This window comes from Bacillus sp. PK3_68 (assembly GCF_003600835.1).
Lineage (GTDB): Bacteria > Bacillota > Bacilli > Bacillales > Domibacillaceae > Pseudobacillus.
Window position 1 is genome coordinate 2463337 of record NZ_NQYC01000001.1, and the last position, 12763, is coordinate 2476099.

A 12763-nucleotide genomic window follows, 5' to 3' on the forward strand; every position below is an offset into this window, starting at 1 on the left:
TTGTGCCAATTAAAAATAATAAAAAAACGAGCTGGTCTATCCTTTTTCGACACATTTTTTATTCGAATATGCATATTTTATGACTGTATGAATAAAAAACCTGATTGCTTAGTCCAAAAAAGCCGTTCACTTATAGTGAACGGCTTTTTAGAGTCTATATTTGCTATTCTATTACACGCTTAAGCAATTCTCCGTAGCTATCCGGGCGTCGGTCTCTATGAAACTGCAATACATTGCGGGCGTGGGTAATCTCTGCAAGATCAATTTCAGCCATAATGATCTCATCTTCTTTTGTTTCAGCTTCCTTAATAATGGTTCCCCATGGATTGCTAATAAAGCTCCGTCCATAAAATGTCATATGGCCTTCATTGCTGTCCTCGCGACCGACACGGTTTACCGCAGCAATAAACATATTATTATGGATCCCGTGAGCACGGATCGCATCTACCCATGTTTGCGATGTATCTAAATCGGGATTGTCAGGTTCTGAACCAATGGCTGAAGGATAAAATACTACATCTGCTCCTTTTAAAGCCAAGATACGGGATGGTTCCGGGAACCATTCATCCCAACAAATTAACACGCCAATCGTTCCATACTTCGTTTTGAAGACTGGATAGCCGGTGTCTCCTTCAGTAAAGTAATATTTTTCAATATACTGAGGGCCTTCAGGAATATGATGCTTGCGGTACTTTCCTAAATATTCTCCATCCTCGTATACAACTACCGTATTAAAATATAAACCATCGCGCACATATTCATACAGTGAAACGATAATGACTACGCCAAGCTCCTGCGACAATCTTTGCATCCGGTCACAAGTCGGTCCTGGAATTGGTTCAGCCCACTCATATTTATTAACATCAATCGTCTGCGGAAAGTATTGACCGCCAAAAAGCTCCTCTGTACAAATAATTTGCGCTCCTCTATTTGCCGCTTCCCGTATTAACCCTTCAGCTGTTTCTACATTTTTTTCGCGGTCTTCTACGCACTTATGCTGGATTAATGCAATGTTCATTTTTCCTCTTCCCATTAGTCTCTCCCTTTCTATGTATGGTACCTATCTAATGTTTAAAGACCAGTAGAAGATTGTTTGCTCTCTACGATCATTTAACTGATAAATGCAAATATTATGCCAATAAAAAAGTAGTTCTGGAAAACAAACAAAAAAGGCCTACGGATATCTTCCATTAGCCCTTTTCGTTCTTCCCTATTCTTTATCACTCTTTTTTCTATGAGGCTGCATCGACGTCATCGATCGCCATTTCTGGAGGGGCCTCACGAAAAAGCTTCGTTAAAAACAGTAAGTAGATAAATCCAATCAAGGCCCATGCACCTCCAAGGATCAATGCATGTTTGTCCAAATTGATAAGCAGCCAAGCATCAAACGCGGCTCCAATTAATGGGAGGACCAAATAGGAAAAGGCATGTTTCCCCGATCGCAGTCCTTTCTTAAAATAGTAATGACCAATAACGGATAGGTTCACAAAAATAAATGTAACAAAGGCACCAAAGTTAATAAATGAAGTGGAGGTAGCTATGTCCATTTTTAATGCCAGCAAAGCAATGATTGCTATTGTAAACAGATTAAGAACAGGTGTGCTGAAGCGTGGATGAATAAAGCCAAATATTTTCTTCGGCAACACGTTGTCACGTCCCATCGCGAATAACAGGCGGGCCGCACTCGCTTGAGCAGATAAACCAGAAGCAAATTGTGCGGTAATCATTCCCGCAAGAAAAATAGCACTAAACAAGTTGCCCCCAACCAAAGCAGCAATCTCAAATCCGGCTGAATCAATATTTTGGAATTTAGTAAAATCCGGATAGACAAGATAAATAAAGTAAGAAGTAATAACGAAAATGCCTCCGCCAATCAAAGCGACAAGAAAGATCGCTCGCGGAATGGTCTTCTTAGGGTCGATAGTTTCTTCCGATAAAGTAGTCACCGCGTCAAAGCCAAGAAATGAATAACAAGCGACAGAGGCACCCGCCAAGACTAGAGAAAAAGACATGTCACTATGAATAAAGGCACTTGCGGAAAAAAGCGTTCCCATTCCCTCTCCACTCATTAAACTTACTGTGGAAAAAATGATAAATAAAAGAATAACGAGAAATTGAAACACCATCATGAGAAAATTCACTCGGGAAGTCGTCCGAATACCAATGAGATTGATAAGAGTAGTTATTACTATAAATGATAAGACCCATATCCACACGGGCACAGTTGGAAAAGCAGCTTGCAAGTATACGCTTCCAATTAACCATATCACCATGGGAAGAAATAAATAATCGAGTAAAACTGCCCATCCTACAAGAAAACCTAAATTCGGATGAATCGATTTACGCGTATATGTGTAGGCGGAGCCGGATACAGGGTAGGCCTTCACCATCTTTCCATAACTATATGCCGTAAATAGCATGGCTATTAATGCGACAAGATAGGCTATTGGTACCAATCCACTTGTTGCTTCAGCCAGCACGCCATAAATGCCAAATGAAATCATCGGTGTCATATAAGCTAATCCAAATAAAACAAGCGGTGCTAATGTCAGTGTTCTTTTTAAAGAGTTTCTACCATTTTCCATCAATTTCACCCTTTCCCCTCATCCTTTTCTTTGCCTCCCCGCTTTGTGTAGAGAGGCAAAGTAGACTGATTAAATCAAATGAGTTAAACGTTTTTTAACAAGCGAATGCAAATTACTCGTATAAGCCAGCTTAGGATCCCGCTCTTCATCCATTTGAATATCAATGGTGCGGATTCCCTCTTCTGAGTCAAGCTTGAACAATATTTCCCCTTCGTTATTGACAGCCATGCTATGGCCAAAAAAGTCAAGCTCTCCTTCTTTTCCTGTTCGGTTGCAAATAACAACCGGCACCTCGTTCTCCATCGCTCTGCTTTGCATATACACATGCTGATGCTTTTCATAAGGAACCATATTAGCAGTGTTCACTAAAATAATGTCCGCCCCATTTAAGCGAAGAAGCCTGGATACCTCGGGAAATTCCAGATCGTAGCAAATCATCGCCCCTACTTTTCCGAATTTCGTTTGGAATACGGGCCATCCTTCGCCACGTGTAAAGTAATTTGTTTCTGCATGAAATAAATGGGTCTTGCGATAAACACCAACAATTAGTCCATTTTCGTCAATTAATGTGCTTGAGATATAATAACGCCCCTCTTCTTCTTCAGGAAAGGATATAAGGGCATGAATCTGCAGACTTTTGCAATATAGCGCAATGGTTTTTAATGAGTCTCCTTCTCTTGTTTCCGCCATAAGCGGTAACCTTTCGCCTATGGAATAGCCGGTAAGCGCTAACTCTGGAAAAACAACAATCTCTGCTGCCTGCCGCTTCGCTTCCTTTAAAAAACGAATGATTTTTTTAATATTCTCTTGTTTATCTCCGAGAACTGGAGAGAACTGTGCTACTGCAACCTTCATGATTGATACTCCCTTCTAGTTCTAATGACGGTGGTTCTCCTTATTGCAAGTTCTGTACCAAAATAAAAAGGCCGATTTATTAGTATTTTCTGATATAATTATTGATAAATTAATGATTTTTTTCATTGTTTTTTATTTCCAACCGCATATTCCATCGTTTAAAACTTGGATTTAATCAAAATAATGATTTTTTTCCTCATAATGATAAAAATCATCAGCAAGGAGTGAAAGGAAATTGACTTCACTAGAAGACTATTCAGTAAATACATCGGCTGGTCCATTAATAGCAAAATCAGAAAAAATGAGAAAGATCATTGACGTCATTCACCGCATTGCTAATGTCGATTCAACGGTTCTTTTGCTTGGCGAGTCCGGAGTCGGCAAAACCATGCTGGCAAAATACGTTCATCAGCAAAGCATGCGACACGAACAACCTTTTATCTCTATTAATTGCAGTACGCTTCCTGAAAACTTAATAGAATCTGAACTATTTGGCTACGAACCGGGATCATTTACGGGTGGAAAAAGAGAAGGAAAAACAGGACTCATTGAATCAGCTGAAGGCGGTACGCTATTTTTAGATGAAATAGCTGAACTTCCTTTTGCGGCACAATCAAAGTTACTGGAGGTTATTCAAGAGAATAAATACCGGAAAATCGGAAGTATTCATGAGAAAGCAGCTAATATCCGGATTATCGCAGCAACGAACAAAAATTTAAAAGAGCTCGTGCAAAAGAAAGAGTTTCGGGAAGATCTCTATTACCGTTTATACGTAGTTCCCTTAATGGTCCCCCCTCTTCGTGAGCGCCGTGACGAAATTCCGTACCTCTCTCAATATTTTGTGCAGAAATTCAACCAAAAATATCATCGGCAGTTCAATCTGTCGTCCCTGCTGATGGAGAAGTTTCAATCCTACAACTGGCCCGGCAACATTCGTGAATTAGAAAATACAATTGAACAAATCGTTGTCACCCAATCCGATCAAACAGGCGAAAGCTGGCTTCTAACAGACGCTTTAACCGATACTGTCTTTTTATCTAAAGAACATATCCTTCCGCTGAAACAAGCGAAACAACAATTTGAAAAAGAGTTAATTTTGCGTGTGTACCATTTATATAAAAGCACTTATAAAGCAGCAGAAGTGCTACAAGTCGATCAATCAACGATTGCTAAAAAACTAAAGAAATATCGAGAAGAAGAGAAAAAAGGAGTAAAACCATGATTAAAATCGCTATTGCACAGTTGCGCTGCGAATTAAAAAAGAAAGAAGCAAATTTAAACCGAATTTTACAAACAATCGAGGAAGCAAAGGAAAAGCAGGCAGACTATGTACTTTTTCCGGAGTTATATTTAAGCGGGTATGCACTAGATGAAGACTTATATTCTTTGGCAGAGCCAGAGAATGGAGAAAGTATCCGACGCATTCAGCTGCAGGCTAAATCCAGCAATGTTGGCGCTATCGTAGGCTTTCCAGAACTAGATAACAGCCTCTTGTATAATTCAGCTTTATTAATTGGGAAAAATGGCAACATACTTGGGAAATATCGAAAGGTTCATTTATATCATCAAGAAAAACAATGGTTTACAGCCGGAGATTCCTTTCCTGTATTCTCCCTTCCGGAAGGAGATGTCGGCCTTATGATTACCTATGATATGGAATTTCCGGAGGCTTCTCGGATATTAGCTTTAAAAAACGCTCAGCTTCTACTCGTACTTGCAGCTAATATGCTTCCTTACCAGCATTATCAGGACGCCTTTTTACGTGCCCGGGCCCTAGAAAATCATATCTATATAGGAGCGGCTAACATGGTTGGTTTAGACAGTGAGAATATCTTTTTTGGTGAAAGCCAAGTTGTTCACCCTAGCGGCAAGACCATATACAAAGGACGAAACAATGAAGAACTGCCTGTTCTTCCCATCAATTTAAAGGAAATCAACCGCGAGCAGGGGCTGCTCAATTATCTGCAAAACCGTCGTCCAGATGTGTATCAATCTGAACAACTAGAGGCCAATAAAAATTGAAACAGCAAAAAAGCCTTCCTAATGATTAGGAAGGCTTTTCCCCTTTAAGTATATTCACCGCGCTTACAGCTTTTCCCCTGTTCTTTGGCAGCTGTTTTTCCATTCTCCTTTTTCGCTGGTTTCTCTTTCCTGCTGTTCTCTGAAGTTTCTCTGCTTGCTGATCGGCTGGGATGGCTTTTTTTCAGCTTAGAAAAAGGCACTGGTGCTGGCAGCTGCGATAATATACTTGTCGGAATTAGTCGGCTTCCAGGCGCATACACTTCGATGAAACTGTTTGCCATCTCCAAATAACCGCCTGGTGCCGGATGCACATCTGCCGGGTTAGGAATAAGCGAACGGGCATTTGTTCCGAACCGCCCAGAAACCGGTACGAAATAAGCACCTGCTCTTTTTGCTTCCTGCTCAATAATTTCATTTAAAAGCGTCAGCTGGCTTGCAACGGATGGCTTCTGTTCTTCTTTCACATGAGGGAACGGAAAATAATAACCCATGACATAAATATCCGCCTGCCGATTCATTTTTCGTATCTTTTCAAATATTTTTACATAGTTTTTTCGTACCCCGTTAAGTGCAAAAGCCACTGGGATAGGCTGGTAGCTTAACATTCTCCGGGTAGAGTCGTTTTGAATAAGCGGCAGCATATCGTTTGCTCCCGCAGAAATGGTGATCAAATCGGCTGTTTTGATCAAGGCCTGTGCTTCTTTCTTTTCCAACTGCTCCAATACTTGCCCGGTTGAATACCCGGGAAAAGCCAATTGCTTTGAAAAGCTAGATAACTGTCCCGTTTGCTGCAGAGACAGGGCAATTAAGTCTGTATAGCTGGCACCAATTTCTTTATGAGGTGTTTGCCCTGCAGCGAGCGAATCACCAAGCGCCACATACCGAACTCCGTCTGCTTTCCCATTAAGTGGAAACAAGGAGGCGACCAGTAGAAAAACAGTGACTACACTTAGAAAAAACTGTTTCTTCATAAAGACCTGCCTTTCCATTTTATTAAAGTGCATTATTTAACTTGGCTGTTTCTCATGTAATTTAAAAAAGCATCAGCATCCAGCGGCCGGCTGATAAAGTACCCTTGAGCGGTGTCACAATCAGCTGATTCTAAAATTTTCATTTGCTTTTCATTTTCTACCCCTTCAGCGACGATCATTAGCCCTAAATTTCGAGCAAGACTAATCATCGCTTTAGCGATGGCCTTATCAGCTTCTTCTTCCTCAATGTTTTGAATAAATGACCGATCGATTTTCAAGGCATTCATCGGAAACTGTTTTAAATAGCTAAATGAAGAAAAGCCCGTTCCAAAATCATCAATTGAAATAGACACTCCAAGCTGCTGCAATCGAAGAAGAATCACTGCCGCTTCCTTTGGCTTTTCCATTACTGTACTTTCGGTTAATTCTAATTCAAGGGCAGCCGGCTCCAAGCCTGTTTCCTCTAAAATCTGGGCCGCAAGCTCGGCAAAGTCCTGCTTTTGGAATTGCACGGCCGACACATTAACACTCACTTTTAAATGAGTATACCCCATCTCATGCCATTCCTTGCATTGACGACAAGCCTCCCGCAGTACCCACTCTCCTAAAGGAACAATCAATCCCGTTTCCTCAGCCAGTCCAATAAATTCTCCCGGATAAATTAACCCTTGTTCACTATTCCAGCGAACCAACGCCTCCACACCGTATAACTCTTTTGTCCTAATGGATATTTTGGGCTGATAGTGAAGAAGAAATTCTCCCTTTTCCAACCCTTGAGAAAGCAGAATTTCTTTTTCTAAACGCTGATTGGCAGACTCTTTCATCGAAACAGCAAAAAATTGATAGCCATTTTTTCCACTATTTTTCAAAACATTTACGGCGAGGTCGGCATGAACCAAAAGCGAATATAAGCTTTCGCCATCACGCGGGTAAACGCTGACACCAATGCTTGCCGATATAGGTACTTTTTTTTCTAAAACAACGAACGGCTGGCGAAATAGCTCCAACAGTTTTTCGCATAGCTCCGAAATCTCACTTATACAATTTGCGCGGGAAACGAGAAGCGCAAACTCGTCCCCGCTAATACGCGCGGCTAAGATATTTTCTGTTTCAAGTGTTCGCAAACGGCGGGCTGTTTCTTGAAGAAGCAGGTCACCCGCCTCATACCCAAGGCTATCATTAATCTTTTTAAAATAATCTAAATCGAAAACAAGCAGCGCCGATAACCCTTCCTGATCAGTCATTAAATAACCGTCACCATAATGCTCGATATAGCGACGGTTTGGCAAACCAGTTAGCGGATCATAAAACGCCAGCTTTGCCAGTTTTTCTTCTGCTTCTATTCGTTCACTAATATCAAAAGAAAAGCCGAGCAAATATTCTTCGCCATCCTCTTCGCCTTGAATAATGGTTGTACCCGCAAGCATATGGGTCGGCTTTCCATCAAAGTCTACAATTGCCTCTTTCATTCTCAATTGTTTAGACTCCCATATTTCAAGGTCATTGCAGCGTATTTCCTCAGCGACAGAAGGGGAGAAAAAGTCGAACGAGGTCTTGCCAATCAGCTCGTGGAGTTCTTTGCCATTTTTCTCACAGGCCAGTTTATTAGCAAAGAGCGTCCGCCCGTGCCGATCTTCCAAAAAGATATGAACCGGCAAAGCATCTAATATACTGATGTTTAACGGAGACATAGCACGGATCAAACCAGCAAACGCTTCTGCCTGGTGGAAGGCGTTCTTTTTCTCTTCAGCGCTACCCTGTTTGGATGGATTCATGAGCGTTTCTCCCCTTGTTATAAAATAGGTAATTTTTTGTCGAAATATTACATTTTTCTTTCATTTTACCAGAGGCGATACAAAAAGTAATTACTAAAGTCACGAAATTTAAGAAATAGCGGCGTTTTGGGTATGTTATAATGAAGGCTTATTCTACCTTTAAACTTTGGAGGCACTATGCTGAATTTCAATGAAAAATTGTCGATTATTGAATCTTTTCCTCAACTTCAACGGAAAAATGTCTCTCTCGGCAGGGTCAATTTTCAATTTGCCGACAGTGTGTCAGAAAAAAAGAACATCGTCTACCATCTTCACCCGAATGGAAATGGTTTTGTATATGCGGGAGAATTGGCTGGTTACCCCACAGATGCCAAAGGGATGGTAAATATCCGTGAATTTTCTGCTGAGGAATTAAAGCAGATTATCCATGAATCTATTCAATCCCTTTCTCCAAGAACAGTTGAAGAAGAAGCCGTCGCAGGAGATGCCTATGAAGAAACATGGGTTAATAGAGACGGCCAGACTCTTCTTCTAGTGGAGGAAGAAGATATGTGGAATGTGTATGCCGGTTTGAATTTAGACGGCACCTTTAACTCTTACGGAGAAGCCATTCAATACTTAGATGAAGAAGGCTTCCAGCTCTTGTCTTAATAAAAACCCAGGCCTCCCTGCATAAAGCGGCAGAAAGGCCTGGGTTTTTATGAAACTTTATTTCGTTTTTTGTTGAAAGCATTCGTGTAGCCGACCAGTAATAGAACCCGGCCCCCGTTCCCGATCTCACGTCCATCAGCAACAGTCACGGCAAGAACTTCTGACGTCGTACTCGTTAAAAAGACTTCGTCCGCCTGATAAAGCTCTTCAGGTGTAAAATCTTTTTCCACAAACGGAACCCTTAATTCCTCCGCCGCTTCTTTAACCGCGAGGCGAGTAATCCCAGCCAAAATCCGGTTGGAAAGAGGGGTTGTTTGTATCTTTCCGTCTTTTACAATAAATACGTTTGTACTCGATCCTTCTGTAATCCGGCCATCCCGCACGAGTACTGCTTCAAAGCAGCCCTGCTCAAAAGCCTCCTGCTTCGCTAAAATATTTGGCAATAAATTTAATGATTTAATATAGCAATTTTGCCAGCGCTCGTCAGGCAGCACCGCTACTTTAACTCCTTCTCTGCGCATGCTCTCCGATAGCTCTCGAGCCGGCTTCACCGTCATCGAAATAGAGGCTGGACACTTTGGAAACAAATGATTTCTGGGCGCTATCCCCCTCGTTGCCTGCATATAAAGATCCGCTTGAGCCAAGCCGCTTTTTTCTACTAATTGCAGGATCAGTGCTTCCAGCTCATCTGGTTCTTTTCCAATCTCCAGCTTAATGGCCTTAGCACTCATATATAGGCGGTCAAGATGCTCTTTCATCATAAACGGTTTACCTTGATAGAAACGAATAACTTCATACACCCCGTCGCCAAATTGATGGCCTCGTTCATCAATCGGAATTACCGGATCGTCTACGCCGACAATTTTTCCATTAAAATATGCCAATGCCATCATCGGCACCTCCTTTTTTACAAACAAGAAAAGCGGTCCTTTCACTGAAATGTATGCCTTTTTTAGCAATACATTCATTGAAAAGCTCTCCTTTTTATTATACATAAAAACAAACATACCTAAGTAAAGAAAGACCCTGTGGCTTTCAGTGATTTTTATGAGAAACCTGTACGTTTGTTTCAAGAACAAACGGGTAGGATAAGGGAAAAGAAAAGAGGGGGAAATGACATTGATGAAAAACCGTGAAATACTTTTTTTAAAACGCCCCGATGGCGAACCAACAACCGAACACTTGTCTGTTCAGGAAACCTCTGTTCCGGAATTATCAGAGGGAGAAGCACTCGTCCGGCTACTATATGTATCAGTCGATCCGTATATGCGCGGTCGGATGAATGAAGGAAAATCTTATGTAGAGCCTTTTCAGTTAAACCAGCCTATCGAGGGAGGAGCAATAGCTGAAGTAATAAAGTCTCAATCTGACCAGCTGCAGGAAGGAGACATTGTAACTGGTTCCCTCCCATGGAGAGAATACACAACCATTTCTGCTGAATCTGTTCGTAAAATAGATCCAGCACTTGGACCGCTAACAACTTCTCTGCATATTCTCGGCATGACCGGCCTTACTGCCTATTTTGGGTTAATGGATATTGGCCGGCCACAAGAAGGAGAAACAGTGGTTGTTTCTGGTGCAGCGGGTGCTGTCGGTTCTACTGTTGTCCAAATCGCTACTATTGTCGGCGCCAGGGTGGTAGGGATTGCGGGCTCCGATGAAAAAGTTCAATTGTTGAGACAGCTAGGGGCTGATGCCGTTATTAATTATCAAACAGAGGATGTGAATACGGCACTTATGGAAGCCTGTCCAGATGGTGTGGATGTGTATTTCGATAATGTCGGCGGTGACATCTCTGACGCCGTATATCCGCTCCTGAACAAATTCGCCCGGATCATTCAATGCGGAGCCATCTCTTCCTATAATAAAAGAGAGGATCACGGCCCTCGCATTCAGCATTACTTAATTAAGTCCAGCGCCTTGATTAAAGGCTTTACTGTTGGGGATTATCGTGAACGCTATCCGGAAGGCTTTCAACACCTATCCAAGTGGCTTCAAGAAGGCAAACTTACTTATGAAGAAACCATTACAGAAGGATTTGAAAATATTCCGCAAGCATTTTTCGGTTTATTTACAGGCGAAAATATCGGCAAGCAGCTTGTAAAAGTAAATGAGCCCTCCCATAAAGAGTAAACAGTTAGCCTGCAAGCAAGACTCTGCGGCTCGTAAATGATCGGCTATGATCAGTAAAATTTCTATCTGATCAGTAATTTATTTATTTCCTGCAACTCTATACGTTTAAAAAGCCGGTGTAAAAACCGGCTTTTCTAATGAACAAACTATTTTTATAATTTTCAATTTATTGTAATTATTCTCCGAAATTTTATTGTAAAATAAAAGAACAAGCAATTATTTTAAGCGGAGGTGTCCGAATGATCCCGAAAGTTGTCGAAATTGAGGAGATCAAAGTAATTGGCTTGCAAAAAACATGTCAGACTACTGACCTAGAAACGGAGAAAGCAATACTTTGGAAACAGTTCAAGCAATTTGCTAGTGATATTTTAGATCAAACAAACGGTGAATTAATGGAGATTTGTCGCCAAAAACAAGGAAGCCTAGTGACACACTGTGTTGCCCTGGAAGTAAACAACGTTGATATTGTGCCCGCAGGCATGATTAGTTTTAATATTCCTCCCCAAAGCTATATTTATATGAAGCACAATGGATACACTCACACATTATGGAAATCTCTTAATGAAATAAAACAGTGGGCCAAGGAGCATCACTGCCGCCTGGATCCAAATCAATTCATGATTCATGTAAAAATTTCTGAAGAACCTCCTGTACACGAGCTATATGTAAAGCTTGAAGACAAAAAGAGGGAATCTACCGAAATTGTTATTTAAGCCATAAAAGCCCCGTACCTTTTGCTGGTAACGGGGCTTTATATTAACCGAGAGCCACATCCAATATCATCATGACCGTAAACCCTGCCATTAAGCCCAGCGTTGCCCAATCTTTGCTGCCGGCTGATTGTGATTGCGGAATCAACTGTTCGACAACAACAAAGATCATGGCACCCGCTGCAAATGCAAGGGCATAAGGCATGATGGGCTGTACAGCGAGCACAGCAGCGGCTCCAATTACAGCAGCAACCGGCTCTACAATGGCAGACAACTGGCCATAATTAAATGCCCGCAGTCGCGACATCCCTTCTCCCCTTAATGGAACGGAGAGCGCAGCGCCTTCCGGCATATTTTGGATACCAATGCCGATAGCGAGCCCGAGAGCCCCTATTACAGAGGCTTCTCCGAGACCAATGGCTGCGGCCCCAAATGCCACACCAATAGCCAGCCCTTCAGGAATATTATGGAGCGTAATGGCAAGGAAGAGCAGCATTGATTTAGGCAAACCAGTCTTCGGTCCTTCTGCTTCATTTTCTGACAAACCAGAATCCAGGTGAGGAACAACAAAGTCTAGCAGCCGGATAAAAAGGCCGCCAAGCAGAAAGCCAATTGCAGGCGGAAGCCACGGGATCTGCCCGTTTTGTTCACTGAATACGATGGAAGGAGCTAAAAGAGACCAGAAAGAAGCAGCAATCATGACACCAGCAGCAAAACCAAGCATCGTATTCATTACATTTTGATTAATGTGGCGAAAGAAAAAAACAATGGATGCCCCTAACATCGTTAATCCCCATGTTAATAAACCGCCAAGCAATGCTTGAACAGCCGGATTCAAATTGATGAACCAGTCCATTACCATCCGAATCTTTCCTTTCTGACAAGCCGTTATATTCTATAATATGGTGAAAGTGAAATATTATCTAGCTTATTTTTCCCTAGGCAAACTTTTATTCTCAATCCCAATTCTTATTAAAGCATTTAGCAGCTGCCTGATTTATTTTATTATTTATTAAATAAATGGGTGTCTTAAATTTTTTTGTTACACTAATGGAAAACAG

General features: G+C 41.6%; 12 protein-coding genes. 5 read left to right on the plus strand and 7 right to left on the minus strand.

The features are described from left to right. Positions 1-163: 163 nt before the first annotated feature. From CJ483_RS12545 to CJ483_RS12555, 3 genes are all read right to left on the minus strand, one after another. Complete coding sequence (locus tag CJ483_RS12545) at positions 164-1018, minus strand: carbon-nitrogen hydrolase (protein ID WP_259455640.1); 855 nt, start codon at positions 1016-1018, stop codon at positions 164-166. Positions 1019-1232: 214 nt separating this feature from the next. Then, on the minus strand, positions 1233-2585 hold the full coding sequence (locus tag CJ483_RS12550) for an APC family permease (RefSeq protein ID WP_120038007.1): 1353 nt from the start codon (positions 2583-2585) through the stop codon (positions 1233-1235). A 69-nt stretch (positions 2586-2654) separates the two neighbouring features. After that, positions 2655-3440 carry a carbon-nitrogen hydrolase family protein gene (locus CJ483_RS12555; RefSeq protein WP_120035442.1) on the minus strand — a complete coding sequence of 262 codons (786 nt, stop codon included), beginning with the start codon at positions 3438-3440 and terminating at the stop codon, positions 2655-2657. 235 nt (positions 3441-3675) lie between these two features. On the opposite strand from CJ483_RS12555, the gene CJ483_RS12560 reads away from it, so the two are divergent. Then, positions 3676-4662, plus strand: a complete 987-nt coding sequence (locus CJ483_RS12560) for a sigma-54 interaction domain-containing protein (protein WP_120035444.1) — start codon at positions 3676-3678, stop codon at positions 4660-4662. Next, on the plus strand, positions 4659-5462 hold the full coding sequence (locus CJ483_RS12565) for a carbon-nitrogen hydrolase family protein (protein ID WP_120035446.1): 804 nt from the start codon (positions 4659-4661) through the stop codon (positions 5460-5462). The genes CJ483_RS12560 and CJ483_RS12565 overlap by 4 nt, the downstream gene beginning before the upstream one ends. A 44-nt stretch (positions 5463-5506) precedes the next feature. On the opposite strand, the gene CJ483_RS12570 is transcribed toward CJ483_RS12565, so the two are convergent. Both CJ483_RS12570 and CJ483_RS12575 read right to left on the minus strand, forming a co-directional pair. Continuing rightward, the gene (locus CJ483_RS12570) at positions 5507-6433 is read right to left on the minus strand and encodes a GDSL-type esterase/lipase family protein (RefSeq protein ID WP_182917041.1); all 927 of its coding nucleotides are present in this window, start codon (positions 6431-6433) and stop codon (positions 5507-5509) included. A gap of 32 nt (positions 6434-6465) precedes the next feature. Continuing rightward, a complete protein-coding gene (locus CJ483_RS12575) occupies positions 6466-8208 on the minus strand; it encodes a sensor domain-containing protein (protein WP_120035450.1) in 1743 nt (580 codons plus the stop codon). A 177-nt stretch (positions 8209-8385) separates the two neighbouring features. Between CJ483_RS12575 and CJ483_RS12580 the strand changes: the two genes are divergently transcribed. Continuing rightward, entirely contained in the window at positions 8386-8859 is a 474-nt protein-coding gene (locus tag CJ483_RS12580) for a hypothetical protein (RefSeq protein WP_120035452.1), read from the plus strand. Positions 8860-8906: 47 nt separating this feature from the next. On the opposite strand, the gene dat is transcribed toward CJ483_RS12580, so the two are convergent. Next, on the minus strand, positions 8907-9827 hold the full coding sequence (dat, locus tag CJ483_RS12585) for a D-amino-acid transaminase (RefSeq protein WP_259455641.1): 921 nt from the start codon (positions 9825-9827) through the stop codon (positions 8907-8909). 154 nt (positions 9828-9981) lie between these two features. Between dat and CJ483_RS12590 the strand changes: the two genes are divergently transcribed. Both CJ483_RS12590 and CJ483_RS12595 read left to right on the plus strand, forming a co-directional pair. After that, on the plus strand, positions 9982-10992 hold the full coding sequence (locus CJ483_RS12590; protein ID WP_120038011.1) for an NADP-dependent oxidoreductase: 1011 nt from the start codon (positions 9982-9984) through the stop codon (positions 10990-10992). Positions 10993-11231: 239 nt separating this feature from the next. After that, on the plus strand, positions 11232-11705 hold the full coding sequence (locus CJ483_RS12595) for a GyrI-like domain-containing protein (protein WP_120035454.1): 474 nt from the start codon (positions 11232-11234) through the stop codon (positions 11703-11705). A 43-nt stretch (positions 11706-11748) separates the two neighbouring features. Here CJ483_RS12595 and CJ483_RS12600 read toward each other — a convergent pair whose 3' ends face one another. Continuing rightward, complete coding sequence (locus CJ483_RS12600) at positions 11749-12564, minus strand: ZIP family metal transporter (protein ID WP_220702328.1); 816 nt, start codon at positions 12562-12564, stop codon at positions 11749-11751. Positions 12565-12763 lie beyond the last annotated feature (199 nt).